This window comes from Nocardiopsis sp. CA-288880 (assembly GCF_050955985.1).
Classification (GTDB): domain Bacteria; phylum Actinomycetota; class Actinomycetes; order Streptosporangiales; family Streptosporangiaceae; genus Nocardiopsis; species Nocardiopsis tropica.
Map to the genome: position 1 here is coordinate 3565096 of NZ_CP192105.1, position 25823 is coordinate 3590918.

The 25823-nt window shown below is 73.9% G+C and carries 25 protein-coding genes and 1 pseudogene; 15 read left to right on the forward strand and 11 right to left on the reverse strand.

Annotated features, from left to right (window positions below):
* Window positions 1-140 precede the first annotated feature (140 nt).
* Together ACQPYD_RS15345 and ACQPYD_RS15350 are read left to right on the forward strand one after the other, a co-directional pair.
* The gene (locus tag ACQPYD_RS15345) at window positions 141-563 is read left to right on the forward strand and encodes a VOC family protein (protein WP_433701655.1); all 423 of its coding nucleotides are present in this window, start codon (window positions 141-143) and stop codon (window positions 561-563) included.
* 137 nt (window positions 564-700) lie between these two features.
* Complete coding sequence (locus tag ACQPYD_RS15350; RefSeq protein ID WP_433701656.1) at window positions 701-1732, forward strand: aldo/keto reductase; 1032 nt, start codon at window positions 701-703, stop codon at window positions 1730-1732.
* A gap of 190 nt (window positions 1733-1922) precedes the next feature.
* On the opposite strand, the gene gdhA is transcribed toward ACQPYD_RS15350, so the two are convergent.
* Window positions 1923-3290, reverse strand: coding sequence for an NADP-specific glutamate dehydrogenase (gene gdhA, locus ACQPYD_RS15355; RefSeq protein ID WP_433701657.1), 1368 nt, complete (start codon window positions 3288-3290; stop codon window positions 1923-1925).
* A 239-nt stretch (window positions 3291-3529) separates the two neighbouring features.
* Window positions 3530-3835, reverse strand: a complete 306-nt coding sequence (locus ACQPYD_RS15360; protein ID WP_433701658.1) for an ester cyclase — start codon at window positions 3833-3835, stop codon at window positions 3530-3532.
* A 224-nt stretch (window positions 3836-4059) separates the two neighbouring features.
* Here ACQPYD_RS15360 and ACQPYD_RS15365 point away from each other — a divergent pair, with 224 nt between their 5' ends.
* Window positions 4060-5112 (forward strand): Gfo/Idh/MocA family protein, encoded by a 1053-nt coding sequence (locus ACQPYD_RS15365; RefSeq protein ID WP_433701659.1) that lies wholly within the window; start codon window positions 4060-4062, stop codon window positions 5110-5112.
* Between the two features lie 197 nt (window positions 5113-5309).
* Here the strand turns inward: ACQPYD_RS15365 and ACQPYD_RS15370 are convergent, their stop codons facing one another.
* The gene (locus ACQPYD_RS15370) at window positions 5310-6959 is read right to left on the reverse strand and encodes a hypothetical protein (RefSeq protein WP_433701660.1); all 1650 of its coding nucleotides are present in this window, start codon (window positions 6957-6959) and stop codon (window positions 5310-5312) included.
* A 298-nt stretch (window positions 6960-7257) separates the two neighbouring features.
* Here ACQPYD_RS15370 and ACQPYD_RS15375 point away from each other — a divergent pair, with 298 nt between their 5' ends.
* A complete protein-coding gene (locus tag ACQPYD_RS15375) occupies window positions 7258-8091 on the forward strand; it encodes a phosphotransferase (RefSeq protein WP_433701661.1) in 834 nt (277 codons plus the stop codon).
* 109 nt (window positions 8092-8200) lie between these two features.
* Entirely contained in the window at window positions 8201-8971 is a 771-nt protein-coding gene (locus ACQPYD_RS15380) for an alpha/beta fold hydrolase (protein ID WP_433701662.1), read from the forward strand.
* A gap of 9 nt (window positions 8972-8980) precedes the next feature.
* Here the strand turns inward: ACQPYD_RS15380 and ACQPYD_RS15385 are convergent, their stop codons facing one another.
* Window positions 8981-9886 carry an NADP-dependent oxidoreductase gene (locus tag ACQPYD_RS15385; RefSeq protein ID WP_433701663.1) on the reverse strand — a complete coding sequence of 302 codons (906 nt, stop codon included), beginning with the start codon at window positions 9884-9886 and terminating at the stop codon, window positions 8981-8983.
* Window positions 9887-10094: 208 nt separating this feature from the next.
* The gene (locus ACQPYD_RS15390; RefSeq protein ID WP_330159765.1) at window positions 10095-10658 is read right to left on the reverse strand and encodes a helix-turn-helix domain-containing protein; all 564 of its coding nucleotides are present in this window, start codon (window positions 10656-10658) and stop codon (window positions 10095-10097) included.
* Between the two features lie 40 nt (window positions 10659-10698).
* Here ACQPYD_RS15390 and ACQPYD_RS15395 point away from each other — a divergent pair, with 40 nt between their 5' ends.
* Both ACQPYD_RS15395 and ACQPYD_RS15400 read left to right on the forward strand, forming a co-directional pair.
* The gene (locus ACQPYD_RS15395; RefSeq protein ID WP_433701664.1) at window positions 10699-11220 is read left to right on the forward strand and encodes an N-acetyltransferase family protein; all 522 of its coding nucleotides are present in this window, start codon (window positions 10699-10701) and stop codon (window positions 11218-11220) included.
* 283 nt (window positions 11221-11503) lie between these two features.
* Window positions 11504-12460 (forward strand): EamA family transporter, encoded by a 957-nt coding sequence (locus ACQPYD_RS15400; RefSeq protein ID WP_433701666.1) that lies wholly within the window; start codon window positions 11504-11506, stop codon window positions 12458-12460.
* 109 nt (window positions 12461-12569) lie between these two features.
* Here the strand turns inward: ACQPYD_RS15400 and ACQPYD_RS15405 are convergent, their stop codons facing one another.
* The 3 genes from ACQPYD_RS15405 to ACQPYD_RS15415 are packed head-to-tail and all read right to left on the reverse strand — an operon-like array spanning window position 12570 to window position 15747.
* Window positions 12570-13898: an ABC transporter substrate-binding protein gene (locus tag ACQPYD_RS15405; RefSeq protein ID WP_352982461.1), complete on the reverse strand. Its 1329-nt coding sequence runs from the start codon at window positions 13896-13898 to the stop codon at window positions 12570-12572.
* An 18-nt stretch (window positions 13899-13916) separates the two neighbouring features.
* Window positions 13917-14792: a carbohydrate ABC transporter permease gene (locus ACQPYD_RS15410; protein WP_267950128.1), complete on the reverse strand. Its 876-nt coding sequence runs from the start codon at window positions 14790-14792 to the stop codon at window positions 13917-13919.
* A complete protein-coding gene (locus tag ACQPYD_RS15415; protein WP_433701667.1) occupies window positions 14782-15747 on the reverse strand; it encodes a carbohydrate ABC transporter permease in 966 nt (321 codons plus the stop codon). Before ACQPYD_RS15415 ends, ACQPYD_RS15410 begins: the two co-directional genes overlap by 11 nt.
* A 424-nt stretch (window positions 15748-16171) precedes the next feature.
* On the opposite strand from ACQPYD_RS15415, the gene ACQPYD_RS15420 reads away from it, so the two are divergent.
* The 5 genes from ACQPYD_RS15420 (at window position 16172) to ACQPYD_RS15440 (ending at window position 21979) form a co-directional block, all read left to right on the forward strand.
* The gene (locus ACQPYD_RS15420; protein WP_402910412.1) at window positions 16172-17491 is read left to right on the forward strand and encodes a Gfo/Idh/MocA family oxidoreductase; all 1320 of its coding nucleotides are present in this window, start codon (window positions 16172-16174) and stop codon (window positions 17489-17491) included.
* Window positions 17488-18705 (forward strand): Gfo/Idh/MocA family protein, encoded by a 1218-nt coding sequence (locus ACQPYD_RS15425; RefSeq protein WP_433701668.1) that lies wholly within the window; start codon window positions 17488-17490, stop codon window positions 18703-18705. Before ACQPYD_RS15420 ends, ACQPYD_RS15425 begins: the two co-directional genes overlap by 4 nt.
* The gene (locus ACQPYD_RS15430; RefSeq protein WP_433701669.1) at window positions 18702-19547 is read left to right on the forward strand and encodes a PmoA family protein; all 846 of its coding nucleotides are present in this window, start codon (window positions 18702-18704) and stop codon (window positions 19545-19547) included. Before ACQPYD_RS15425 ends, ACQPYD_RS15430 begins: the two co-directional genes overlap by 4 nt.
* Before the next feature lie 394 nt (window positions 19548-19941).
* Window positions 19942-20832: an NAD-dependent epimerase/dehydratase family protein gene (locus ACQPYD_RS15435; protein ID WP_267950133.1), complete on the forward strand. Its 891-nt coding sequence runs from the start codon at window positions 19942-19944 to the stop codon at window positions 20830-20832.
* A gap of 85 nt (window positions 20833-20917) precedes the next feature.
* Window positions 20918-21979 (forward strand): LacI family DNA-binding transcriptional regulator, encoded by a 1062-nt coding sequence (locus tag ACQPYD_RS15440; RefSeq protein WP_433701670.1) that lies wholly within the window; start codon window positions 20918-20920, stop codon window positions 21977-21979.
* A gap of 82 nt (window positions 21980-22061) precedes the next feature.
* Here the strand turns inward: ACQPYD_RS15440 and ACQPYD_RS15445 are convergent, their stop codons facing one another.
* A complete protein-coding gene (locus ACQPYD_RS15445; protein WP_433701671.1) occupies window positions 22062-22985 on the reverse strand; it encodes an NmrA family NAD(P)-binding protein in 924 nt (307 codons plus the stop codon).
* Between the two features lie 103 nt (window positions 22986-23088).
* On the opposite strand from ACQPYD_RS15445, the gene ACQPYD_RS15450 reads away from it, so the two are divergent.
* Window positions 23089-23655: a TetR/AcrR family transcriptional regulator gene (locus ACQPYD_RS15450; protein WP_433701672.1), complete on the forward strand. Its 567-nt coding sequence runs from the start codon at window positions 23089-23091 to the stop codon at window positions 23653-23655.
* A gap of 90 nt (window positions 23656-23745) precedes the next feature.
* Here ACQPYD_RS15450 and ACQPYD_RS15455 read toward each other — a convergent pair whose 3' ends face one another.
* Both ACQPYD_RS15455 and ACQPYD_RS15460 read right to left on the reverse strand, forming a co-directional pair.
* The gene (locus tag ACQPYD_RS15455) at window positions 23746-24234 is read right to left on the reverse strand and encodes an N-acetyltransferase family protein (protein WP_433701673.1); all 489 of its coding nucleotides are present in this window, start codon (window positions 24232-24234) and stop codon (window positions 23746-23748) included.
* A 121-nt stretch (window positions 24235-24355) separates the two neighbouring features.
* The gene (locus ACQPYD_RS15460; protein WP_433701674.1) at window positions 24356-24613 is read right to left on the reverse strand and encodes a hypothetical protein; all 258 of its coding nucleotides are present in this window, start codon (window positions 24611-24613) and stop codon (window positions 24356-24358) included.
* Window positions 24614-24767: 154 nt separating this feature from the next.
* On the opposite strand from ACQPYD_RS15460, the gene ACQPYD_RS15465 reads away from it, so the two are divergent.
* Both ACQPYD_RS15465 and ACQPYD_RS15470 read left to right on the forward strand, forming a co-directional pair.
* Window positions 24768-25553, forward strand: coding sequence for a hypothetical protein (locus ACQPYD_RS15465; protein WP_433701675.1), 786 nt, complete (start codon window positions 24768-24770; stop codon window positions 25551-25553).
* Window positions 25444-25749, forward strand: a pseudogene (locus ACQPYD_RS15470) (alpha/beta fold hydrolase); the annotation flags it as partial. The gene ACQPYD_RS15465 and the pseudogene ACQPYD_RS15470, both read left to right, overlap by 110 nt.
* Window positions 25750-25823: the final 74 nt, after the last annotated feature.

The window sequence follows — 25823 nt, forward strand, 5'->3', positions numbered from 1 at the left end:
TTTCCGTGTCCGCTGCCGAGGGGCGGGGCCTTCCACCGCCCCCGGGACCCGGCCGTGCGCCGCCGCGGCGGCGCACGGCCGACCGCCGCCGACACCAGCCGTACAAAGCTCACCCGAGCAGACGAAGACCGGGAGCCACCATGTCCATCACGACCACGACCCACCTGAACTTCCGCGGCGAGGCCCGCGCGGCGCTCGAGTTCTACCACTCCGTCTTCGGCGGGGACATCGCCGTCGTCACCTACAAGGACACGGGCAACGTGCAGAACCCGGACGAGGCGGACTGGGTGACCTGGGGCCAGGTGATCGCGGACAACGGCTTCCACGTCATGGCCTACGACGTGCCCTCCCCGATGCCGTGGGACCGGGGCGAGAACGCCGTGTTCGTCTCCGTGCGCGGGGACGGCACCGAGGAGATCACCGCCCTCTGGGAGAAGCTGGCCGTCGGCTCGACCGTCGTGCAGCCGCTGGAGGCCTCCCCGTGGGCGCCGCTCTACGGGATGCTCAAGGACCGCTTCGGCATCGTCTGGGTCCTGGACGTCGCGGCCCCGTACAACGGCTGACCCCCGTGTGCCGGGGCGGCAGGGCGGGCTGAGCGCCCCGCCGCCCCGGCCCCGTGCCCGTCCAGGCGGGCACGGGAGCGTCACCGCCGCAGGCGTGTGCCGTGCGGCTGCCGGAAAGGAAGAGGAACCGGATCACTGTGAGAACGCGCGAGCTGGGGCGGACCGGCATCGAGGTCAGCGCCTACTGCCTGGGCACCATGATGTTCGGCCGGGTGGGCAACCCCGACCACGACGAATGCATCCGTATGACCCACCGGGCACTGGACGCCGGCGTCAACTTCGTCGACACCGCCGACGTGTACGGCTACAGCGAGACGGAGGAGATCGTCGGCAAGGCCCTCAAGGGCCGCCGCGACGAGGTCGTGCTGGCCACCAAGGTCAACGGCAGGATGGGCGAGGGCCCCAACCGGCACGGCAGCTCCCGGCGCTGGATCATCGCCGAGGTCGAGCACTCGCTGCGGCGCCTGCGCACCGACTACATCGACCTCTACCAGCTCCACCACCCCGATCCCCGGACCGACGTCGAGGAGACGCTCTCGGCGCTGACCGACCTGGTGCGCAGCGGCAAGGTCCGCGTCGTCGGCTCCTCGAACCTGCCGCCCTCGGAGATCGTGGAGGCGCAGTGGGTGGCCGAGCGGCGCGCGCTCCAGCGGCTGCGCACCGAGCAGCCCACCTACTCCATCCTCAACCGCGGGATCGAGCGGGAGGTCCTGCCGCTCTGCCGCCGCTACGGCCTGGGCGTGCTGACCTGGGGGCCGCTGTCCTCGGGCCTGCTGACCGGCCGCTACCGCAAGGGCGCCTCCCCCGCCCAGAACGCCAGGATGCACTGGATGCCCGAGCACCTGACCGACGAGCGCAAGCTCGACGCCGTCGAACAGCTCATCGTGGTGGCCGAGGAGGCCGGGATGTCCCTGGCCCACCTGGCAATGGCCTTCGTCGCCGCCCACCCCGACGTCAGCTCCGCCATCATCGGCCCCCGCACCATGGAACAGCTGGAGGACCTGCTGGCGGGCGCCGGCGCCGTGCTCGACGACGGCGTCCTCGACAGGATCGACGGCATCGTCGCGCCCGGGACCGACATCGGCCCCCTCGACGTCTCCTACGACCCGCCCGCCGTCATCCACCCGGAACTGCGCAGGCGCCCGGCCGACCAGCGGTCCGCGGCCTGAGGCCCGCCGCGCCCCCGGCGCGGTCCCGGGGGCGGTCGCGCGCTCCTCCGTGCACGGCCGTCTCCCCGGTCCGCCCGACCGGTCGGCGCGGAGGCGGGTCCTCCTGCTCCGGTGGGTTCGCCGCCCCACCGGAGCAGGAGGACCCGCCTCCGTCCGGGCCCGTCCACAGGCCCCGGACGGAGGCCGGTGCCTAGATCAGGCCCTGGGCTAGCATCGCGCCCGCCACACGCTCGAACCCGGCCACGTTCGCGCCGAGCACGTAGTCGCCCGGGGCGCCGTACCTCTCGGCTGCCTCCTCGCACCGGTCGTGGATCCCCGTCATCACCTCGGCCAGCTCGGCCTCGGCGTGCTCGAACGACCACGACGTGCGCCGCGCGTTCTGCCGCATCTCCAGGACGCTGGTCGCCACGCCGCCGGCGTTGGCGGCCTTGCCCGGCGCGAACAGCACACCGGCCTCGCGCAGCACCTGGACGGCCTCGGGGGTGGTGGGCATGTTCGCGCCCTCGGCCACCGCCAGGACGCCGTTGCGGACCAGGGTGCGCGCCGATGCCGCGTCCAGCTCGTTCTGGGTGGCGGAGGGCAGTGCCACGTCGCAGGGCACGTCCCACACGTTGCCGCCCTCCACGTAGCGGGCGTCGCCGCGCCGCTCGGCGTACTCGGAGATCCGGGCCCGCTCCACCTCCTTGATCTGCTTGAGCAGGTCGAGGTCGATGCCCTTCTCGTCCACGACGTAGCCGCCGGAGTCGGAGCAGGCGACCACGGTGGCGCCCAGCTGCTGGGCCTTCTCCACCGAGTAGACCGCCACGTTGCCCGAACCGGACACCACCACGCGCCGGCCGTCCAGGCTCCTGCCCGAGCGCTCCAGCATCCGCTGGGTGAACAGCACGTTCCCGTACCCCGTGGCCTCGGTACGGGCGCGCGAACCACCCCACTCCAGGCCCTTGCCGGTGATGACCCCGGCCTCCCACCGGTTGGCGAGGCGCCGGTACTGGCCGAACATGTAGCCGATCTCGCGGCCGCCCACCCCGATGTCCCCGGCCGGGACGTCGGTGTGCTCGCCCAGGTGGCGGTGGAGCTCGGTCATGAACGACTGGCAGAACCGCTCGATCTCGTTGTCGGAGCGACCCTTGGGATCGAAGTCGCTGCCGCCCTTGCCGCCGCCGATGCTCATGCCGGTGAGGGCGTTCTTGAAGATCTGCTCGAAGCCCAGGAACTTGATCACCCCGAGGTTCACGCTGGGGTGGAAGCGCAGCCCGCCCTTGTAGGGGCCCAGGGCGCTGTTGAACTCCACCCGGAAACCACGGTTGACGTGCACGTTGCCCTGGTCGTCGCGCCACGGCACCCGGAAGATGACCTGGCGTTCGGGTTCGCAGAGGCGCTCCAGGATGCGCTGGTCGGCGTATTCGGGGTGGCGGGAGAGGGCGGGTGAGAGGCTGTCGAGCACCTCCAGGACGGCCTGCTGGAACTCGGGCTCGTCGGGGTTGCGCCGCACCACGTGCTCGTACGCGCTTCGGACCCCCGGGTGGTGCCCGCTGCGGGCACCATCGGAAAACGGCATGCGAGTGCGTTCCCTTCTCACTGCTGGAACGGGCACCCCGCACGCCGTTGTGCCGGGAACCTCGATCGTCGGAGGAATCGGTTCGAGGAGACGGGGCCATGGGCTCATACAGGCCCTGTCCACCCGTGGTGTTGCCAGTGTATTGCCTTGACGTAAACATACTTTTGGGCGCATCGGTGCTTCCCGGCCTCCGCCGTCGGCCGCTCCGGCCGCTCACCCCTGCCGACGGCGGCGCCCTCTCAGCTGCTGGGCACCGCCGACCCCCGATGGTCGTCCGCACGGCCCTCCCCGGCGCCCAGCTGGCGCAGGAGGTGGCGGTTGTCCATACGCACCCACTCCTCGACGAGGCGGCCTTGGCGGTCGAAGCGGAAGATGTTGATCAGGTCGAACACGACGCGTTCGCCGTTGGGCGGCAGCGGGCCGACCGGCGACTGGGTGAACTCACGGACGAAGGTGCCTTCGATCCAGGTCTGGCAGGCCAGGTGGTCGCCTTCGGCCACCACGACGCCGCGCCGGATGGACCGGTCGTCGAAGGCCGCGCGCACTGACGCGAAGTAGGCGCTGAGTCCCGCGAAGTCGGACTCGAACCCGTCCGGCGCAGCGGCAGCGCATACGCGTCGCTCTTCCGTGCGGCGTCCCGGCCGGAGACCGACCGAACCGGGGGCGGCTGCCGCTGGTTCGCGGACGGTCGCTCCCGGAGGGGCGGTCGCCGTGCGTCGGCGGGGAAAAACCCGTTGTCCGCCCCGGCGGCTCCCGGGAGGATGCCCCCATGCGCATAGGAGTGGTGGGACTGGGGATGGGGCTGCACCTGGCGGTGTGGGCCGCCAAGGCGGGCATCGACGTGGTCGCGGTCTGCGACCGCGAGGCCGGACCGCGCCAGCGGGCGCGCGAGCTGCTGCCCGGCGCGGTCGCCGTCGACCGCTGGCAGGATCTGCTGGACCCCGGCCACCGCCTCGACGGGGTGGTGCTCGCCAACGACTTCGACGCCCACGCCCCGATGGCGATCGCCTTCCTCGAACACGGCGTCCACGTGCTCTCCGAGACCGCCGCCTGCGCGAACGCCGAGGAGGGCCGGGCCCTGGTCGGGGCCGCCGACCGCTCCCGAGCCACCTACTCCTTCGCCGAGAACTACGTGCTCCACCCGCACGTGCGGCTCCTGCGCGAGGCGGTGGAGGCGGGAGAGGTCGGCCGGATCAGCCTGGTGGAGGCCGACTACCTGCACGGGATGTCGCCTGGGGCGCGGACGGCGCTGATCGGCGACCCCGAGCACTGGCGCGGCCGGATCCCCGCGACCGCGTACTGCACCCACTCGCTGTCCCCGATCCTGGCGATCACCGGGGCGCGTCCCGTCGAGGTCACCGCCTTCGGCGTGGACGAGGCCTCTCCGCGCGAGGCCTCCACCATGGTGGTGCGCCTGTCCACGGGGGCGCTGGCCATCACCCGCAACGGGTTCCTCCAGGGCGAGTCCGACAGCCACTGGAGCTGGGTGTCGGTGCGCGGAACCCGGGGACTGGCCGAGTCGGTGCGCGCCGGGGGCGACCGGGCCTGGTCGGTGCGGGTCCGCCAGGAGGGCTGGACGCAGGAGGACGGCGTGACGCGCGAGGAGGAGCGTGTACCGCCTCCGGTGACCCTGGACGGCGAGCCCCTGGAGCGCGGGACCGAGGGAACGGTCCTGCTGCTGCGGGGCTTTCGCGACACGGTCCTGCACGGCACACCGCCCCTGGTGCCGGTGCGCGACGCCGTGGCGGCCTCCCTGGTGGGTGTGGCCGGTGCGGAGTCGCTGGCCCGGGGGTCCCGCCCGGTCCCCGTGCCGCAGGTCTGAGCCGCGTCCGCGAGCGCCGCGCGACACCGCGAGCCCCGTCCCCGAGGACTCCGTGCCGCAGGTCTGAGCCGCGCCCACGGGAGTCGGGGGCGTGAACCGTGAGCCCCGTCCCGGAGGACGCCGTGCCTTCCGGCACCCGGGCGTTCCCGCCCGGACGTCCCGCAGGCCCGCCGCGCCTTCGCCCTCCCCGACGCCCCTCACCCGGCGGCCCGCCCGCGGAGGAGGTCCAGCCGGCGGCGCACGGAGTCGACCGCGGCACGGGCCGCGGGCGTGGGCGCGCGGCCCGTGCGCACGGGTGGGCGCGCCGGTCCGCGGCGGTCCCCGGCGAGGGAGGCGCGCATGAGCGCGAGGACCGCGGGATCCGTCTCCCCGGCCTCCCCGTCCCCGGCGCCGCCGGTGCCAGAACCGTCCAGCGGGGCCCCGGCCGGGTCCTCCGCGGCCCGCACGGGCCCCTCGGGCCGGGCGGGACTCCCGGGCGGATCGCCGCCCGTGCGGGCCGCCCCCACGCCGGGGTCCCGGCGCGGGTGGAGGATCTCGCCGGGCACGCTCCGGCAGGCCCCGCCGCACACGCGGCAGCTCCCGCCCGGGACGTTGCGCACGCCCGGGTGGTCGGGGCAGGTGCGCGGCGCCGCGCCGTCGGGGCCGACGGCGAACCCGGGCGGCTCGGCGAACGCGTCCCCGTCGTCCGGACGCCGGGGAGCGGGCACCCCTTGAGCGAGCCGGTCCGTGCGCGGCGCGGGAGCCCACGGCGGGGCCGGGGCGCCTCCTCCGCCGCACCGCACGCCCGCGCCGAGGCGGCCGTCCAGGAACCCGCGGGCGTCCTTCACGCCGCCCAAGCGGCGCATGAGCGCCGGGAACGGGCTGCGCAGGGTCTCCGCGCCCTCCAGCAGCGCGCCCAGCTCGGCCGTGCGCATCCCCTGCCCGGCGAGCCGGTCGAGTGCTCCGGCCAGGGCCTCGCGGTCCGGTCCGGGGCGGCGCAGCACCGAGTCCGGTATCCGGGCGAGGAGGCTCCGGGCGAGCCCTCGCGGCCCCGGGGCGGTCACCCTTTCCGGCGCGGGGTCCGGCCTCCGTTGCGGAGGACCGCCGCGCGCTGGCGCCCCGCGCGTCCCCGGGGCCGGCGCGGGGCCGGGGACCCGTTCCGGGCCGACCACGGGCGCTTGCACCGGCACAGGCAGGGGACGGACCCCGCGCGCGTACGCCCGGGCGGCCACCCGCCCTGTGGTGGCGCTCCCGCGGACGGAGCGCCGGATCGGGGAGGGGTGTACAGGGGAAAGGTCTGCAGGTCGTTCTGACCTGTCGGCCGGATCAGGATGAACGGTCGTTCGCACCGGAGGACAGGGGCGTGAGACCGGGGACAACGGCTCCTCCCCCAGCACCCGGCGCACCCGGTTGACCTCCTCCAGCGCCTGGGCGGTGTACGCCTGCGCGGGGATCAGCAGCTCCAGCACCGGCGGGAGCCGGTCGGGCCACCGGCGCCCGGCGGCGATGTCGGCGCGGAAGAACAGGCGCGCCTGCGACGGGCCGAGCCTGCGCACCAGGCCCGCGCCGACGAGGTCGTGGAGCGCCCGTTTGACGGTGGAGGCGCTCATCGTCCCGCCGGAGCGCTCCGCGATCGTGTCGAGGTACAGGTAGCACCAGCGCCCGTCCGCGTCGGCGGCGTCGGCGATGATCGCCGCGACGGTGTGCGCGCGGGTGCTGGGCAGCAGGCCCGCCCTGAGGGCGTCGGTGATCCAGAGCGAGGGCATGAAGCCGATACCGCGCATGGCGCCCGGGGCGCGCCGGCGCGGACCGACGGGCCCCGGCGGGGGCTGCGACGCCTGCGTCGCCGTGCCCGAAGGAGACGACATGCGGGATATGGCCGTGACATCGGGGCCGGGTTGGATACACTCCACCACTAGCCGCCTCCCTGTTGTTGCCAGGTTGGGGGTCAGAGCCCGGCAGGTGCTACCAACACCGGAGCCGGGCTCGACTGCTTTCGGGACCCAGAGTAGTGGAGCGAACACGGGTTCGGGTGCGGCTGTGGAAAACCCTCCCCCGGCCTTTTCCCGCCCGCCCCGGAGCCCTCCGCCCGGGGCCGGAACACCGGGTCAGCGGCCCGGCCGGAGCCGAGTCGCCACAGGTTTTCCGTGCACCCCGAGGAGAGCGATGCCCCCTGCGACCGGCCCCGACGACGACGCCCGCGAAGACGTGCGCCGGCTCGGCGGCGGGATGATGAACACGGTCTTCCGGCACGGCGGCCGCGTCGTGCGCACCGCCACCCCCGCGTCCCCCGCCCTCCACACCCACCTGCGGGCCCTGGCCGACACCGGCTACCGGGGCGCCCCCCTCCCCCTCCGGCTGCGCGGTGACGGCCGCGAGGAGCTGACCTTCGTGGAGGGCGACGTGGCCCTGCCGCCCTTCCCCACCTGGGTGCGCACCGAGTCGGCTCTGCGCTCGGCCGCGGCGCTGCTGCGCCGCTACCACGAGGCCGCGTCCCGTGTCGGCGTGGACGCCGCCGCGCCGTGGGCCTCGGGGGCGGCCGGGCTGGCCGATCCCGAGGGCGGGCCGGTCCTGTGCCACAACGACCCCTGTGTGGAGAACCTCGTCTTCCGCGACGGACGCGCCGAGGCCCTGATCGACTTCGACCTCGCCGCGCCCGGAAGGCCGGTGTGGGACGTGGCCGCCCTGGCCTACTACCTGGTCCCCGCCCTCGACCCGGTCTCCGCCGCCGGGACCTGGAGCGAGGGCGCGGACGTGCCCCGCCGACTCCGGTCGGCAGCCGACGCCTACGGCCTTGCCCGCGTGGATCGCGCCGCCCTCCCCGGCGTGATCGAGCAGTACACGGCCGTGGCCCGGACGTTCGTGGCGGCACGCGTGGACGCAGGCGAGGAGGCGTTCGTCCGCGCCCTGGAGCGGTCCGGAGGCTGGGGCCGCTGGGACCGCCGCCAGACCTGGCTCGCCGAGCAGCGCCCGGTGTTCACCCGGGCCCTCCTCCACTGACGCGGGCACGGCACGCGCCGGGTCCTCCACCGATCCGGGGGGAGACGGTCGGCTCCACGGCGACATTCGTACAAGACCGGCGCCTGCCGGCCCGTGCACCATCGGTCGCATGACCGAGTACGACGCCGAGCCCGCGCACGGGATGCATGTGGTCCACGACGGCCCCCGACAGGGGGCGCCGCTGTTGCTCATCCACGGATCGGGCGCCTCGGGCGGTTCCTGGAGCAGGATGGTCCCGGCCCTCGCCGAACACCACCACGTCCTCCGGATCGACCTGCCGGGCTGCGGCCAGATCCGGCTGGATCCGGCCGCAGCGGCGGCCGTGCTCGGCACGGCGACCGGGCTCACCGGGACCGTGGTGTCCCTCGCGGACGTCTGGGGCCGCGACGCCGGACGGGCGGAGGACCGGCTGCGCGCCGCCGCGTCGTGGGACGAACGGTTCACGATCGCGGAGGAGATCCTCGGCCCACGGCTGCACGCCCGCCCCGCGGTCGACCCGGAGGTCGCCTTCGCCTGGCGGCAGGTGCGCTCCAGCCGGGGGCGGGCGCGGGTCGACGGCCTCGCGGACGAGGTCGGCTGGAGCCGCAAGCGCCTGTCGGCCCGCTTCCGGGCCCAGCTCGGCATCACGCCCGAACGCGCCGCCCGACTGGTGCGGTTCGACCACGCCGCCCGCCTTCTCGCCGCGGGCCGCGCCGCCGCCGGTGTCGCCGCCGAGAGCGGCTACGTCGACCAGTCCCACCTGCACCGCGAGGCCAAGTCCTTCACCGGGCACACCCCCACGGCCGTGGCCGTCGCTCCGTGGCTCGCGATCGACGACGCCGCGTGGCCGGGTGCGCCACCGGGTCGGAGCCCTGTCACAGGTGGGCGGACACGCCCCTGAGCGGACGCGTCAGGGAACCAGGACGATCTTGCCGGAGGACCTCCGCTCCCACTCCCGGTGGGCCTGCGCGGCCTCCTCCAGCCCCATCGCCCGGGACGCGGGCGGGGTGATCCGCCCCTCGGCCGCGGCCCCCAGCAGCGTTTCCAGGGTCTGCGCGGTCTGGTCCTCCGGCTTGGAGAGGAAGGGGACGCCCAGGTCGAAGGCGGCCGGGTCGGCCAGGGTGACGATCCGGTCCGTGCCGCCGCGCAGGGCGATCGCGTCGGGGAGCGCCCCGTGCCCGGCCGCGTCCAGGACGGCGTCCACGCCCCGGGGCGCCAGCGCACGCACACGCTGGGCGAGCCCCTCCCCGTAGGGGGTGGCGAGCGCTCCGAGCGCGCGCACCCGGTCCAGGTTCGCGCCGCCCGCCGTCCCGATCACCGTGATCCCGACCTCGACCATGAGCTGGACGGCGATCCCTCCGACACTGCCCGAGGCGCCGTTGACCAGCAGCGTCTCCCCGCGCCGGGGGTCCAGGACGCGCAGCGCGCGGACCGCGGCCTCCCCCGCCACCGGGAGAGCCGCCGCCTCCTGCCAGGTCAGCGCCTCCGGCTTGGCCGCGAAGGTGGACAGCACGGCGTACTCGGCGTATCCGCCGCCGCCCGCGGTCCATCCGGCGACGGCGTCGCCGACGGCCGTGCCCGTGACGCCCTCACCGACCGCGTCCACCACCCCGGCGGCCTCCAGGCCCGGCACGCGCGGTGTGGCCGGCCGCCCGCCCTGCGCCATCAGCCCCGAACGCGCCTTGACGTCGAACGGGTTGACGCCCGCGGCGCGGACGGCCACCCGCACCTGACCGGGGCCGGGTTCGGGGACCTCGGACTCCACGACGGTCAGGACGGACGGGTCGCCGTACTCGGAGAAGCTCACAGCACGCATGGTTCTTCCTTCGGATCTGGGTGTTCCGGCCCCGGGGGCGGCGGGAGCACGACTCGGCCCGGAGGCTCACCAGGCCGTCTCGCACCCTACGCACCGGGCCCGCGCCCTCCGTGCCGCGCCACGCCCGAAGACCCCGATCGGCGTCGGCCGGTCGAGGTGGTGTTGGCCGTCCGCCGCCACCGCACGGCCCGTGCCCCCGGGCGGTCCCTCAGGCGCCGCGCCGGGCGATGACCACCAGGTAGCGGCAGGGGGACCGGCCCGGATTGTGGAACTCGCACGGCTCGGGCGGACCCAGCTGGAGGCAGTCCCCCGCCTCCAGGAGGTGCTCGACGGAGCCCTCGCGGAAGGCGAGCGTGCCGTCCAGGACCCATATCTGGTGGTGCGTGAAGACGTAGGCCTCCACGGGGAAGGCGACCCTCGCGCCCGCCGGAAGCTCCACCTCGACCAGCTCGATCGGGCCGCCGGAGGTCGGGGAGACCGCCCGGCGCACGTAGCCGGTGTCGGGGTCGGTCCAGGTGGGCTGCTCGTGGGAGCGGGCCAGGCGCCGGTCGCCCTGTTCGGCACGGGAGATCAGCTCGGAGAGGGTGATGCCGAGCGCCGCGGACAGGCGTCCGAGCAGGGAGGCCGTGGGCTGGACGTCGCCGTTCTCGATACGGCTGACCATGGTCCGTGAGACGCCGGAGAGTTCGGACAGCGCCGAGGCGCTCAAACCGCGGGAGCCTCGGAGTTCCTTGAGGGTCAGGGCGAGGGCGGAACCCAGTTCGTCGCTCATGTGTTCACTATAGTGACAGCTCCGGATTACTATAATGACCATGACTTCGATGCCCACCCTCACCGTCCGCGACGCGACCCCCGCGGACGCCGAGGTCTGCGCCGCGATCTACGCGCCCTACGTCACCGACACCGCGATCACCTTCGAGCTCGACCCTCCCGGTGCGCAGGAGATGGCGGCGCGGATCGCCGCCGCCCAGCGCGAGCACGCCTGGATCGTCATGGAGGACGCCGACGGCGTCCTCGGCTACGCCTACGGCGGCACGTTCCGCACCCGCGCCGCCTACCGGCGCACGTGCGAGGTCAGCGTCTACCTCGAGCAGGGCCGCCGCCGCACCGGAGCGGGCCGGGCCCTGTACGGCGCCCTCCTGCCCCGCCTGGCCGAGCGCGGCATGCGGGTCGCCGTCGCCTGCATGACCCTGCCCAACGACGCGAGCCTCGGACTGCACCGCGCCCTGGGCTTCGAGGACGTCGGCGTCATGTCGCGCGTGGGCTGGAAGCACGACGCCTGGCACGACGTGGCCTGGGCCCAGCTCGACCTGACCGCCCTCCCCCGGCACTGACCGCGAGGAGGCGCGGCGGCTCCTCCGAGGGCCCCCGGCCTTCGAACCGGCCCGAGCCCGCGATCCGCCTCCCGGGGGTCCGTCGAGCCGTCCGACGCGCCGGGGCGGGAGGCCCCGTGCAGCGGGGGACGACGCCCCTCGCGCAGCGCCCGCCCGGCGGGGAACCCACGCTCCCGCCGGGGCCTGCGAGCCCTCGCGCCGCCGCCCCTCCCGCCGGGGCCGACGCGCCGACCGTATGCTCTGCCCAGGTCCCCTCTCCCCATGAATCCCCTGGAGCAGCCACGTGTCCGCCCCCTCCGCACGCCACCGCCCCTCCGGGCTGGCGTTCGCGCTCGGCTCAGCGCTCGCCTTCGGCGGCTCGGGCGTGTTCGCCCGCCCCCTCCTCGACGCGGGGATGGACCCCCTGCACGTGACGTGGCTGCGGGTCGCCGGAGCGGCGCTCCTCCTCCTTCCCGTCGCCGCCGCCCACTGGCGGGTCGCCCGCCGCCGGCCCCTGCTCGTGCTGGCCTACGGCGTCTTCCCCATGGCGGGGGTCCAGGCCCTGTACTTCGCCGCGGTCGCCCGCATCCCCGTCGGCATCGCCCTGCTCATCGAGTTCCTCGGCCCGGTCCTGGTCCTGCTGTGGCTGAGGGTGGTGCGCCGCACCCGGGTCTCCCCCGCCGCCGTCGTCGGGGTCGTCCTGGCCGTGGCCGGGCTCGGACTGCTGCTGGAGGTCTGGGCCGGCATGCGCCTGGACGCGATCGGCGTGGCCCTGGCCCTGGGCGCCGCCGCCGCGCAGGCGACTTTCTTCCTCCTGGGCGACAGCATGGGGGAGGACACCGACCCGCTCGCCGTCATCGCCTTCGGCTCCCTGGTCGCCACGGTCCTCCTGGGGGCCCTCGCCCGCCCGTGGACGATCCCGTGGGGCCTGCTCGCCGACCCGGTCCCCCTGGGCGGTCTCCACGTGCCCGGCTGGGCCCCGGCCCTGTGGCTGGGACTGGTGTGCACCGCCGTCGCCTACTTCGCCGGCGTCTCCGCGATCCGGCGCCTGTCCCCGCAGGTCGCCGGGGCCGTCGCCTACCTGGAGGTCGTGACCGCGATCGTGCTGGCGTGGGTGCTCCTCGGCGAGGCGCTGACCCCGGTCCAGATCCTGGGCGCCGCGGTCATCGTCACCGGCGCGTTCATCGCCCAGACCGCCGTCCCCGGCGCACCGGCGCCCCCGTCGGACGTCCGGCGCGCCGACGCCGCCGCCTCCCCCTGAAGATTCCGCCCGCACCGGTCCGCGGGGCCGCGCAGGACCGCACACGGCGCCGGGCCCGGCGGGAGAGGTCTCTCCCGCCGGGCCCGGCCACCACTCGCACCGATCCGGGTCAGGCGCCCCCGGTCGCCGCCTCCACCTCGGACATGAACTGCTCCGCGGCCTCCTCGGGCGTCAGGTTCCCGAACGCCAGGTCGTCGGTGACCCGCTTGGTGATCTCCACGACCTGGCCGGCGCCGATCGGGGGCGGCGGGTTGCCGTCCACGATCGTGCCCTCGATGTCGGACAGGAACACGGCGCTGCGCGCGTCCGCCTCCGGCAGCGAGTTGAGGATGTGCGCGCGCACGTCCACGTTCGCGGGCAGGCCCAGGTCGGCCAGGATCAGCTCGGCCGCCGCGTTCTCGTTCAGCATGAAGTCCACGAACCGGGCCGCCTCCTCCGGGTGCTCGGAGGACGCCGCGACGGAGTAGAACATCGCGGGCTTGAAGTACATCCCCGTGCGCTCCCCCTCGGACTCGCCCGGGTAGCGCAGCAGCTCGATCTCCCGGCCGGAGGACTCGCTGATGCCGCCGAGCTGGTTGGTCCAGAAGTGCGCCATCGCGCCCTGGTTCGTGGACAGGACTGACTGGTCGGGACCGCCGCCCTCGATCTCCACGCTCTCGGCCGCCCCCGGCTGGCCGCCGTTCTCCAGCAGCTGCTCGGTGATGCTGAACCACTCCGCCATGGTCTCCTGGGAGAAACCGAGCGAGCCGTCCTCGGCGTACAGGTTCTCGCCCCGCTGACGGGCGAAGATCTGGAACCCGGACTCGTTGTAGGACATGCTCTGCGTGCCCACGGTCTCGCCGTCGGTCGCCTCGCTGATCTGCGCCGAGATCTCGACGTAGTCGTCCCACGTCCACGTCTCGTCGTCGGGCATCTCCACGCCCGCGTCCTCGAACGCCTGCGGGTCGGCGAGGATCGCGTACGCGTTCACGCCGCTGGCCGCGCCGAAGGTCTGGCCGTCCAGGTCGCCGCTCTCGGCCACCAGCGGGTCGATCTTCGACAGGTCCAGCACATCGCTGAACTCGGTGAGGTCGGCCAGCGCGCCCCGGTCACCGTACTCGCGCAGGTACCGCTCCTCCTGCATGAGGATGTCGGGAGCGTCGTTGGCCGCGGTGCTCGTGGCCAGCCGGTCCCAGTAGGAGCTCCAGTCGGTGTAGTCCCCGACGATCCGGATGTCGGGGTTCTCGGCCTCGAAGACGTCGATGACCTGCTGCATCGTGGAGTGGCGGTCGTCGGCGCCCCACCAGGAGAAGCGGAGTTCGACGACGCCGTCCTCGGAGCCGGAGTCTCCTCCGCAGGCCGTGACGGCCATCACGAGCGCGGTGGCCGCGGCCGCCAGGGGGAGGAGGGTACTGCGACGGCGGGCCCGGGGGCGCCCGACGCCAGGGGGTGTGTACATGGGTCGATTTCCTTTCGACTACTTGATTCCGGTGGTGGCGATGCCCTTGACCAGGTATCGCTGGCCGGCCAGGAAGAACCCGAAGACCGGGCCGAGTGCCACGACGGACATCGCGAACAGCGGCCCCCACGACGTCTGGGAGCTGGAGTCGACGAAGGTGCGCAGGGCGACCGGGACGGTGTACATGTCCGGGCTGGTGAGGAAGATCAGCTGGCTGAAGAAGTCGTTCCAGGTCCAGATGAACGTGAAGATCGCGGTGGTGGCCAGCGCCGGCAGCGACAGCGGCATGATGATCTGGAAGAAGATCCTCACGTGACCGCAGCCGTCGATGCGCGCCGCCTCGTCCAGGTCCTTGGGCAGTCCGCGGATGAACTGCACCATCAGGAAGATGAAGAAGCCGTCCGTCGCCAGGAGCTTGGGCACGATCAGCGGCAGGAACGTGTTGATCCAGCCCAGCTCGGCGAAGAGGATGTACTGCGGCACGATCACGACGTGGATCGGCAGCATGATCGTGGCGAGCATGACCGCGAAGAAGAGCCGCTTGCCGCGGAACTCCAGGCGGGCGAAGGCGTAGGCCGCCATCGAGCAGCCGACGAGGTTGCCGATGATGGATCCGGCCACCACGACCGCCGAGTTGAGCAGGTAGTGGTGGAACGGGAACTGGAGCGCCGTCCACCCCTCGGTGTAGTTGCCCGGGGTGAAGGTCTCCGGGATGAGCCCGGGGGCGCGGAAGATCTCCGCGGTCGGCTTGAAGGAGCTGGAGAGCATCCACAGCAGCGGGTAGAGCATGATCAGCCCGAACCCGATGAGCCCGATGTGGACGAGCAGCCGTCGTGTGCGTCGGGCCCCGAGGCGCCTGGTGGAGGTCGCGGGGGCCGTTGTCTCAGTCGCCATAGAAGACCCAGTACTTGGAGGCCAGGAAGTTCACCGCGGTGAACCCTCCGATGATCATCAGCAGCAGCCAGGCCATCGCCGAGGCGTAGCCCATGTCGAAGGCGCCGAAGCCGCGCTGGTAGAGGTAGAGCGTGAAGAAGAGGGTGGAGTCCGAGGGGCCGCCGGTGCCGCCGCTGACGATGAACGCCTGGGTGAAGGTCTGGAAGGCGTTGATGATCTGGAGCACCAGGTTGAAGAAGATGATCGGGGTGAGCATGGGAACGGTGATGTTCCAGAACCGGCTCACCGGTCCCGCCCCGTCCACGGAGGCCGCCTCGTAGTACATGGCGGGGATCTGCCGCAGGCCGGCCAGGAAGATCACCATGGGCGCGCCGAACGTCCACACGTTGAGCACGATCAGTGTGCCCAGCGCGTAGTCGGGATGGGAGACCCACCCCTCGCCCTGGATCCCGAAGAACGCCAGGACCTGGTTGATCAGGCCCTCGGCGCCGAACACCTGGCGCCACAGGATGGCGATGGCGACGCTGCCGCCCAGCAGGGAGGGCAGGTAGTAGACCGACCGGTACAGGGGCAGTCCCCGCACACCGCGGTCCAGGACCATCGCCAGGGCGAGCGCGAGGGCGAGCTGGAGCGGCACCGACACGAACACGTAGACGAACGTGACCCTCAGCGCGCTGTGCAGCCGGGCGTCGGTGAACATCCGCTCGTAGTTCTCGGCGCCGACCCACTCGTGGTCACCGATGAGGTTGTAGTCGGTGAAGGAGAAGTACAGGGAGGCCAGGAGCGGACCCGCGGTGATGAACACCAGGCCGATGAACCACGGGGCCAGGAAGCCGTAGGCGGCGAGGTTCTCGCGCTTGGCGCGGGGGGCCGCGCTCTTTCCGCTGCGGGGGCGCGACGCGGGCGCGGCCTGGTCCCGGGCCGCCGCCCTCCCCCGCTGGAGCAGGGCGCTCACGGCGCGCCGCCGTCCCGGAGGGCCGACGGAAGGCGGCGACCGGTGGCGTTCGGTCCTGGGTTCATGGGGAGCCAATCTCACTCGGAGGGCACGGGCGCTGTGTGTGCGAGAACACGGGGAGAACCGGGCTGAGTAGCCCTGGTAAGCGCTATCCAAGTATTAGGATGTTCAGTTTCTAGCACCGGGTTACATGGGTGTCAACGATTCGTTTCCCCACAAGTGTGATCCACACCCCAGATCGTTACCGTTCGCACCCCCCTCACGGCGCGGGAACGAGCCGGTGAACGCGCTTCCCGGGATCTTCGTGCGCCAAACGCCACTCCTCGTAGTCACGCGAACACGCGTGGATGTGATCGGTTTGGGACGCGGATTTGACCAGTTCGTCGCGGGACACCCCTGTCGTTTTTTGTGGAAAGCGTTTACCATGCAGCATGTGAACGACACCACTCCACGCAGGTACGCGATCGTCGGCACCGGTTCCCGGGCCCGGATGTACACACGGGCGCTGACCGGCACCCACCGGGACCAGGGACGACTGGTCGCCCTCTGCGACACCAACGCCACCCGGATGGCCGTGCACAACAGCATCGTGACCGAGGCCGGTCTCGACCCCGTGCCGACCTACTCCCCCTCCGACTTCACCCGCATGCTGAAGGAGGAGCGGGTCGACGAGGTCATCGTGTGCACCGTCGACCGCACCCACGCCGACTACGTCGTCGCCGCGCTGGACGCCGGCCTCGACGCCATCACCGAGAAGCCCATGACCGCGGACCTGGAAGGGCTGCGGCGTATCAACGAGGCCCAGGCCCGCACCGGGGGCCGGGTGACCGTCGGCTTCAACTACCGCTACAACCCCGTCCACCGCCAGCTGCGCGACCTCATCGCCTCCGGGGTCATCGGCGAGGTGGGCTCGGTGCACTTCGAGTGGCTGCTGGACCTGCGCCACGGCGCCGACTACTTCCGCCGCTGGCACCGCGACAAGACCCAGTCCGGCGGGCTGCTCGTCCACAAGGCCAGCCACCACTTCGACCTCGTCAACTGGTGGATCGGCGCCCGGCCCACCGAGGTGTTCGCCTGGGGCCGCCTGTTCTTCTACGGCGACGAGAACGGCCGCCGCCACGGCCTCGCGGGCGACTACGAACGCGGACACGGCTCCCCCGCCGCCGAGGCCGACCCCTTCGCCCTGCACATGGGCGACAGCCCCGACCTGACCGCCCTGTACCTGGACGCCGAGCACGAGGACGGCTACCGGCGCGACCTCAACGTGTTCGGCCCCGGCATCACCATCGAGGACGACATGTCGGTGCTCGTCGGCTACGACACCGGAGCCCGCCTGAGCTACCACCTGGTCGCCTACGCCCCCTGGGAGGGCTACCGGATCTCCATCACCGGCAGCCGGGGACGCCTGGAACTGGACATGACCGAGTTCGACCACACCTCCCCCCACCAGGACGAGTCCACCCCCGTGCGCGGCATGCCCGCCCCCAAGGACCACACCTCGGCCCGCCTCCTCCTGCGCCGCCACTGGCAGGAGCCCGAGGAGATCCCGATCGCTGTCGGCGAGGGCCCCCACGGCGGAGGCGACCAGGTCATGCTCGACTCCCTGTTCGGCGGATCCGACGACGGCATCCGCCCCGACCACGCCGACGGCGGCAACGCCCTGCTCACCGGGCTCGCGGCGAACGCCTCCATCGACTCCGGGGCCCCGGTCAGGATCGCCGACCTGCTCGGGACGGACCGGTGACCGCGCCCCGGGGAGCCGGGGCCGAGGAACGGGCGGACCGCGCCGGCGACCCCGTCCCGGTGCTCCTGGTCGGCCTGCACGGCCACGGCCGCTCGCACCTGCGCTCCCTGCTCCCCCTGTGCGAGAGCGGACTCGTCCGCCTGGCGGGCGTCTGCGACAGCCGACCGCCCGAACCCGGGGACGACCTGGAGGGCCACGGCCCGGTCCCCTGGTTCGACGACCTCGGCAGGGCCGTCGACGAGACCGGCGCCCGGATCACTATCCTGGTCACCCCGATCCACACCCACCTGCCGCTGGCCAGGATCGCTCTGGACCACGGCTCCCACCTGCTGCTGGAGAAGCCCACCACGGCGGGCCTGGCCGAGTTCGAGCAGCTGCGCGCGGCCGTCGACGCCTCCGGGCTCGCCTGCCAGGTCGGCTTCCAGAGCCTGGGCTCCCAGGCGGTCACGGCCGTGCGCGACCTGATCGCGGGGGGAACGGTGGGCCGCGTGCGCGGCATCGGGGGCGAGGGCGCCTGGAAGCGCACCTCCGCCTACTACGACCGGGCCCCCTGGGCCGGGCGCCGCCACCTGGACGGCCGCGACGTCGTGGACGGGGCGCTCACCAACCCGTTCGCGCACGCGGTCGCCACCGCCCTGGCCGTGGCCGGGGCCGCCACCGAGGCGCCCCGGGACGTGGAGCTGGAGCTGTTCCACGCCCACCCCATCGAGAGCGACGACACCTCCTGCCTGCGGCTGCGCACCGCCGACGGAACCGTCATCACCCTCGCGGTGACGCTGTGCGCCCCCGACAGCCAACCGCCGCGCCTGGTCGTGCACGGCGAACGCGGCCGGATCGAGCTGGACTACACCCTCGACCGGGTCACCCTGCACCGGCCCGGCCGCGCGCCGGCCACCACCGTCCACCCGCGCACGGGCCTGCTGGAGAACCTGGTCGACCACCTGCGCGACGGCGTTCCGCTGCTGGTGCCGCCCGACGCCACCCGGGGGTTCATGCACGTGCTGGAAGCGGTCCGGCACGCCCCGGACCCGGCCCCCGTCCCCCTCGAACACCAGCGGGTGTGGAACGAGGACGACGTCACCCACCGCACCGTCAACGGGATCGGCGCGCTCGTCCACCGCAGCGCGCAGAACCTCGCCCTGTTCTCCGAACTCGCACCCGCGTGGCTCCCCGGGGCCGCGGAGGCGACACCGACCACGAAGGCCCGCCCATGACCGCGTCCCTGTCCCTCAACGGTGCAGTCCTGGCCGTCCAGCGGGACGGTGCCGACATCGACCCCCGGCTCTCGCCCCGCCCCTACCTGCACCCCGTACGCACGCGGGGCGGCACGGAGGTCACCGAGCACCTGCCCGCCGACCACCTGCACCACCTGGGGGTCGGCGTGGCCGTCCCCGACGTCTCGGGGGTGAGCTTCTGGGGCGGGCGCACCTTCGTGCGCGACCGGGGCTCGGTGATGCTCGACAACCACGGCCGCCAGGAGCACCTGGCATGGGCGGTGGAGAAGGACGCCGAACGGGTCGAGGAGCTGTCCTGGACCGGACCCGACGGGGCGGAACTGCTGCGCGAGCGGCGATCCACCCGGGCCCTGGACCTGGACGCCCGTACCTGGGTGCTGGACCTGCGGGTGGAACTGGCCAACACCTCCGGGCGGGACCTGAGCATCGGCAGCCCCGCCACGAACGGCCGGCCCGGGGCGGGGTACGGCGGGCTGTTCTGGCGCGCCCCGCTGGGCGCGCGGCCCCCGGAGGTCACCGGCGCCGGGGGCCTGCGGGGCGAGGAGGCCCTGCACGGCTCCCGGGCCGAGTGGCTGGCCCTGGCCGGGGAGGACGGCTCCGGTGCGCCGTGGACGCTCCTGTTCGTCCAGCCCGGCGGGCACCGCGACCCGTGGTTCCTGCGCGCCTCGGACTACCCGGGGGTGGGCCCCGCCCTGGCCTGGGAGGAGCGCCTGCCCCTGCCAGGGGGCGGCCGGCTGGAGCGGGGACTGCGCGTGGCGGTGTGCGACGGCCGTCCCGCCGACCCGGCGGCCCTGGCGGAGGCCGTGGGCGCGCTGGACTGAGCGCGGGAGGGCCCCGGGGCTGGCGGGCCGAGCGGGGCCGCGGCCGTCGGTTCCGAGGGATGCGGGGCGGCGGTCGGACCCCGGCCGGGCCGTGGGCACGCCTCCGGGTTCCGGGGACCACGGGGGCCGGGGCGTGGGACCGTGGGTCCTCGCGTTCCGGCGTCCCCTGGCCGCCGGAACGGCGCAGGCCCGTGTTGGAAGCCGCCCCGGGCCCTGCGACGCCCCCGCGGGGGCACGCCCCGGGGCACGTCGCCCGCGGGCGGGCAGCACGGTGCCGTCCGTCCGGGCGGCCCCTATAACGAATGCAGGCCCGCGGAGCGGGCCGGACCAGGCCCTTCACCGGCCTGTGGACGACCACGGCGCCCACGCGCCGTACGAGAGAAAGGCATCACCCATGCGCGTCCTCGTCACCGGAGGCTCGGGGAGGCTCGGCCGCAGCGTCGTGGCCACCCTGGCCGAGCGCGGCCACGACGTCACGTCGGTGGACACCGCCGAGGCGGACCACCCGGCCGGGGTCACCGGGATCGTCGCCGACCTGCTGGACGACGCGGGTCGGGAGGACGCCTTCACCCGGGCGCGGCCCGAGGCCGTCGTCCACCTGGCCGGGATCGCCGTGCCCTTCGCCCGCCCCGACGTGGAGACCCTCCAGGTCAACACCGGCCTGGCCTGGGCCGTGCTCTCCGCCGCCGTCGCCCACGGGGCCCGCTCGGCGGTGGCCGCCTCCAGCCCCACCGTCTACGGCTACAACACGCCCTCCTGGCGGCCCCTGGCCCTGCCGCTGGACGAGGAGCACCCCGTCGCCCCCTGGCACGCCTACGGGCTGAGCAAGGCCATCATCGAGGACACCGTGCGCTCCCTGGCGCGCACCAGCGACACCTGCGTGCTGTCCTGCGTGCGCCCCGGCTACGTGGTCGCCCCCGAGGAGTGGCGGGGCGCGGTCACCCAGCTCGGCCACACCATGGCCGAGCGCCTGGCCGACCCGGCCCTGGCCGCGACCTCCCTGTTCAACTACGTGGACGCGCGCGACGCCGCCGAGCTGTTCGCGCTCGTGGTGGAGCGGCCGGAGCGGGTGCGCAGCGGCCAGGTGTTCAACGCCGTCGCGCCGGACCCGCTCGCGGAGGGCCCGGTCCACGAGCTGCTCCCCCGCTTCCACCCCTCCACGGCGCAGACCGCCGCGTCCCTGGCGGACGGCCGCTCCGTGTTCTCCTCGGAGGCCGCCCGCACCGCCCTCGGCTGGAACCCCACCCGGACCTGGCGCGACCAGATGTCCGCCCCCACCCCGTGAGACCCGATCGGCCGTGAACAGGTCGAGGGCTCCGCTACGCTAGGAAAGAGTTTTCCCAGTGGCCCGAACCAGAAGAGGGAGCGGTGTGGAGTCCGGTTACGTGACGCTGGAACAGGTCGCCTCACACGCCGGGGTGTCCCTGGCCACGGCTTCCAGGGTGATCAACGGCAGCACCAGGCAGGTGAGCCAGCGGCTGCGCGACAAGGTCACCGCGAGCGCCCAGGAACTCGGCTACCTGGCCAACGCCTCGGCGCAGACGCTCGCCCGCAACAGCAGCTCACTGGTCGGGCTGCTCGTCCACGACATCGCCGACCCCTACTTCTCCTCGATCGCGGCGGGGGTCACCCGCCACACCGAGGAGCGCGGACTGGTCCTGGTGCTGGGCACCACGAGCCGCTCCGCCCAGAAGGAGGGGCGCATCCTGGCCGCCCTGCGCGCCCACCGGGCGCGCGCGGTGGTGCTGGTCGGATCGCGCTCGACCGACGACGAGAGCAACCGCCGCCTGGCCGAGGAGATCCGCCTGTTCCGCCGCCAGGGCGGACGGGTGGCGTGCGTGTCCCAGGAGGGGCTGCCCGCCGACACGGTCACGCCCGACAACCACACAGGCGCGGCCGACCTCGCACGCCACCTCATCGCGCAGGGGCACCGCGAGTTCGCCATCCTGGCCGGGCCCACCGACCTGTGGACCGCGCGCGAGCGCCTGGACGGGTTCCACTCGGCGCTCTCGGGCGCGGGCCTGGAGCTGGCCCACCACAACGTGGTGCACGGCGCGTTCACCCGCGACGGCGGCTACGAGTCCACCCGCCGCCTGATGGCGGTCGGCACCGGGGCCACCTGCCTGTTCGCGGTCAACGACGTGATGGCCACCGGGGCGATGGCCGCCCTGCGCGACCTGGGGCTGCGCGTGCCCGAGGACCTGTCGGTGGCGGGCTTCGACGACATCCCGACCCTGCGCGACCTCACCCCCGCCCTGACCACCGTGCGCCTTCCGCTGGAGGAGATGGGCGAGCGCGCCGCGGTGCTCGCCCTGGAGGAGGGCTCCGGCGAGGAGGCCCGCGTGATCACCGTCCGGGGCGAGGTCGTCGAGCGGGAGAGCACCGCGCCGCCCGGCCGGTCGGCCCGGAGGCCGGCCGTCGGCACCGTCTGACCCCGCCGCCGGCACCGCTCCGGTGTGGGCCCGCCCCCGGAGGGCGGGCCCACACGCGTGTCCGGCGGATGCGCGGGCGGTGTCAGCCGGCGGTGCGCAGGTAGCGGTCCGCCCATTCGGCGAAGGTCGTGAGCGGGATGCCGAGGGCCCGCGCGAACTCCGGCCGGGCGGGCTGGCCGGTCACGTTCATGAACTCGTGCGACGCCCCCATCCCCGGCATCCCCGCGGCGAACGCCTCCTCCGTGCTCATGTCGGGCGCGCCCAGCTCGGTCCCCAGGGCGCGTGACAGGGTCCGCGCGATCTCGGTCATGGTCAGGTGGTCGCTCGCCAGCTCCAGCTCGACCCCGTGGAACCGCTCCGGGTCGGCCACCGCCGCGGCGGCCGCCCCGCCGATGTCGTCGACGGCGACGAGGGACACCGGCGTCCCGGGCTTCAGCACGCTCACCAGGCCGCCCTCGACGCCTCGGGGGAACAGGAACGCCGCCGACGGGAGGAAGTTCTCCATGAAGAAGCCCGGCTTGAGGATCGTCCAGTGCCGGAACCCCGCCTCCCGCACCCGGTCCTGGATCCCGGTCTTGGCGGTGTAGTAGGGCTCCAGCGCCGTCCAGCGGCCTTCGTCCCATCCGGCGATGCCGGTGTGCTGCCCGGCTCCGGAGACGGACGTGTGCACGAACTGCGGCACGCCCGCGGTCAGTGCGCCCGCGATCAGGTTGGCGGCCTGGGCCACCTCGCCCCCGAAGTCGACGGAGTCCCCTCTCATCTCGGGCATCTGAACCGAGAAGACCGCCCGGGCCCCCTCGGCGGCCCCGGCCACCGAGTCGCGGTCGCGGAGGTCGCCGGTGACCAGGTCCGCGCCGAGCGCCTCCACGGCCCTGGCCCGTTCGGTCGCGGGGTCCCGCACCAGGGCGCGGACGGGGACGCCCGCCGCGAGCAGGGCGCGGGCCGTGGCGCCGCCCTGGCGGCCGGTGGCGCCGGTGACCAGGACGGGTGCGGAATTCGTGGACATGGGGTCGCTCCTCGGGTGTGCACCACTAAACGGCGGGCCCCGCCGTTTCTTGTCCGCTAAGATACGGAGGACCCCGCCACTTAGCAACAGCCGAGGTGACACCATGCCCGTCCAGCGCGCGGACGCCCGGCGCAACCACGCCCGCCTGCTCGCCGTGGCCGAGGAGGAGATCGCCGCGCACGGCGCGGACGCCTCCCTGGAGCAGATCGCCCGTGTCGCGGGGGTCGGATCGGCCACCGTACGCCGCCACTTCCCCAACCGCCGCGCCCTGCTGGACGCGGTCTTCCGCGGACGGATCGAGGCCCTGTGCGCCCACGCGCGGGACCTGGCAGGCGCGGCCGACGCCCGGACCGCGCTCCTGGAGTGGCTGCGCGCCGTGACCGAGTACGGCGCGTCCACTCGGGGGCTGGCCGTGGCCCTGCTCCGCGACACGGGGGCCTCCGCCGACGCGGAGCACGGGAACACCTGCGCGGACGAGCTCGCCGCTGCCGGTGAACCGCTGGTGGAGCGCGCCGCGGAGGCGGGCGCGGTGGCCCCGGGCGTGACCGCCGAGGATCTGGTCACCCTGGTCACCGGCATCACCCTGGCCACGGAACACCACCCCGACCCCGTCGCCGAGGCGGACCGGATGCTCGGTCTGACCATGGCGGGAGTTCTCCCCCGGGGATGAGGGGCGCGGCGCGGAGGCCGGCTCCCCCGGCCCCGTATGCGGGGCCGACCGGTCCGTGCCACCGCTGGCGCGCGGGCCGGCGGCCGTGGCTCAGAGCCTGCGGTGCATGATGTGCAGGCCGACGTAGCCGTGCTCGGGGTGCGCGAACCCCTCGGGCAGGGTGCCCACGACCGTGAAGCCCAGGGAGCGCCACAGCGCGACCGCGCGGGTGTTGGTCTCCACGACAGCGTTGAACTGCATCGCGCGGAACCCGTCGGCGCGGGCCGTGTCCAGCACGTGGGCGGCCAGCGCACGGCCGACACCGCGCCCGCCGTGGGCGGCGTCGACCATGAAACTCGCGCTCGCGACGTGCGACCCGGGCCCGCGGTGGTTGCGGACGGAGTTGGCGGTGCCCAGCACCGTCCCGTCGGCGTCCACGGCCGCGAACGTGCGCCCGGGCGGGGGCGGGAACCAGCGCTCGCGCGCCTCCTCCGGACCGAGGTCGGTCTCCCACGTGAACGTCGTGCCCGCGGCGATGACGGGGCGCATGAAGGCCCACATGGCGGGCCAGTCGGCGGAAACGGCCTCACGGATCTGCATGCCCGCCAGCATGCTGGCGGGCGCCGTCCTCCGCAACCGGTTTCCGCACGGCGAAGCCGGCGGCCTCGCCGGGCAGTCGACCGCCCACCGGTGGCCCTCGGGCAGCACCGCCACCATCCCGTCACCGCCCGGGTCCACCGTGTCCAGCCCCGGCGCCGGCAGGACGACCACGCCGGCCTCGGCGCAGCCGGTCGCGCACGTCCCGGTCGAAGCCCTCCACGGGGCGGACCCCGACCCGCGGGTGACGTTCGGCGAAGCGGAGCAGCAGCGGCGCGACCAGCGTTCCGGTGGCCGTGGGGAGGCCGGCCGGGCGCAGGGGCCCGGTGATCCGCCCGGAGGCCTCGGCCACCTCCGGACGCGGCAGGTCCAGATGGTGCAAGCCGACCCCTCCAACGCGCTTGCGCCCGGGGCGGTTGACCAGCCCATGGCCGCTTTCCGGCGTACTCGGCCCACCCCCGAACGCCCCCCTGGGCTCACTTGTCAGACATGACGGGTGATTGGACACGTCGTCTTGTTCGACACAGGCTGTGCCCATGAACGACCGCACCACCTCGCCCCTGACCGCCCGCAGAGCCCTCGCCGAGCAGCGCGCCCGCGACATTGCCGCCGCCTGGCGGCGCGGGGACCGCGACATCCGCGCCCTGGCCACTCGCCACAGCGTGGACCGCGACACCGTCTACGCCGACCTGCGCGCCGCCGACATCGACCCGACCGATCGCACCGCACCCGTGGACGAACCCCGGACGATCAGTCCCGCCGAACTCGACCGCGCCAAGCAGGCGTTCGCCCGCGACAGCGCGGGGTTCACCATGGACGTGCGCATGGACAACGCCAGATACCGCCACCTGCACTTCGAACAGGGCACAGCCTGGTGGGATCTGCACGCGTTCCCCGGTGGGCTGATGGTGCGCGGCGACCACGGCGCCTTCGTCTTCGCCAACGGCTCCCCCGACATCTTCAGCAGCTTCCGCTTCAGCGGCGTCGACCCCGCCTACTGGGCACAGACGCTGGACGCCGGCACCGCCCGCTCCTGGTCCGAGCCGCGCTTCCGCGACTGGCTGACCGGGGAGGCCGAGTCCCTCGGTGTCCTGGAGCAGGCGCGCAAGGTCCTGAGCGAGGACAGCGGCTACAACCTCGAGCACGAGGCGTCGGCGCGCTGGGCACTGGCCAACGCCTACGACGAGCTGGGAATCGCCTTCCCCGACCCCGGTGAGGTCGACCTGCACGACTGGGACGAGCACTACCTGTGGACCGTGCACGCGATCAGCGCGGGCATCCGCGCCTACGACCAGGCAGCTGCGGAGATCACCGCTCCCTGACCGCCCCCACGTCCGGACCGCCCGGCCCTGGACGGCACCGGCCGCCGCGGCGGACTCCCGCCACACCCTCGACCCGGTGCCCGCACTGCGCGCGTCCCCGATCCCCGAACTGCTGGTGTGCGGCGAGGACGACCCGTTCCGGGAGGTCGCCCACGCGGAGCGGTTCGCCGCCGAGATCCCGCGGACCACGCTGGTGCGCGTCGCGCGGGCCGGGCACATCCCGATGGAGAACGATCCAGGGGCCGTCGTACGGGCCGTGGCCGGGTTCTG

Excerpts from the sequence above, each read along its gene's own strand:
- ACQPYD_RS15345 (WP_433701655.1), top strand. The coding sequence starts at position 141 with ATGTCCATCACGACCACGACCCACCTGAACTTCCGCGGCGAGGCCCGC.
- gdhA (WP_433701657.1), bottom strand. The coding sequence starts at position 3,290 with ATGCCGTTTTCCGATGGTGCCCGCAGCGGGCACCACCCGGGGGTCCGA.
- ACQPYD_RS15365 (WP_433701659.1), top strand. The coding sequence starts at position 4,060 with ATGCGCATAGGAGTGGTGGGACTGGGGATGGGGCTGCACCTGGCGGTG.
- ACQPYD_RS15370 (WP_433701660.1), bottom strand. The coding sequence starts at position 6,959 with ATGTCGTCTCCTTCGGGCACGGCGACGCAGGCGTCGCAGCCCCCGCCG.
- ACQPYD_RS15375 (WP_433701661.1), top strand. The coding sequence starts at position 7,258 with ATGCCCCCTGCGACCGGCCCCGACGACGACGCCCGCGAAGACGTGCGC.
- ACQPYD_RS15380 (WP_433701662.1), top strand. The coding sequence starts at position 8,201 with ATGACCGAGTACGACGCCGAGCCCGCGCACGGGATGCATGTGGTCCAC.
- ACQPYD_RS15385 (WP_433701663.1), bottom strand. The coding sequence starts at position 9,886 with ATGCGTGCTGTGAGCTTCTCCGAGTACGGCGACCCGTCCGTCCTGACC.
- ACQPYD_RS15390 (WP_330159765.1), bottom strand. The coding sequence starts at position 10,658 with ATGAGCGACGAACTGGGTTCCGCCCTCGCCCTGACCCTCAAGGAACTC.
- ACQPYD_RS15395 (WP_433701664.1), top strand. The coding sequence starts at position 10,699 with ATGACTTCGATGCCCACCCTCACCGTCCGCGACGCGACCCCCGCGGAC.
- ACQPYD_RS15405 (WP_352982461.1), bottom strand. The coding sequence starts at position 13,898 with ATGTACACACCCCCTGGCGTCGGGCGCCCCCGGGCCCGCCGTCGCAGT.
- ACQPYD_RS15410 (WP_267950128.1), bottom strand. The coding sequence starts at position 14,792 with ATGGCGACTGAGACAACGGCCCCCGCGACCTCCACCAGGCGCCTCGGG.
- ACQPYD_RS15420 (WP_402910412.1), top strand. The coding sequence starts at position 16,172 with ATGCAGCATGTGAACGACACCACTCCACGCAGGTACGCGATCGTCGGC.
- ACQPYD_RS15430 (WP_433701669.1), top strand. The coding sequence starts at position 18,702 with ATGACCGCGTCCCTGTCCCTCAACGGTGCAGTCCTGGCCGTCCAGCGG.
- ACQPYD_RS15435 (WP_267950133.1), top strand. The coding sequence starts at position 19,942 with ATGCGCGTCCTCGTCACCGGAGGCTCGGGGAGGCTCGGCCGCAGCGTC.
- ACQPYD_RS15445 (WP_433701671.1), bottom strand. The coding sequence starts at position 22,985 with ATGTCCACGAATTCCGCACCCGTCCTGGTCACCGGCGCCACCGGCCGC.
- ACQPYD_RS15450 (WP_433701672.1), top strand. The coding sequence starts at position 23,089 with ATGCCCGTCCAGCGCGCGGACGCCCGGCGCAACCACGCCCGCCTGCTC.
- ACQPYD_RS15455 (WP_433701673.1), bottom strand. The coding sequence starts at position 24,234 with ATGCAGATCCGTGAGGCCGTTTCCGCCGACTGGCCCGCCATGTGGGCC.
- ACQPYD_RS15465 (WP_433701675.1), top strand. The coding sequence starts at position 24,768 with ATGAACGACCGCACCACCTCGCCCCTGACCGCCCGCAGAGCCCTCGCC.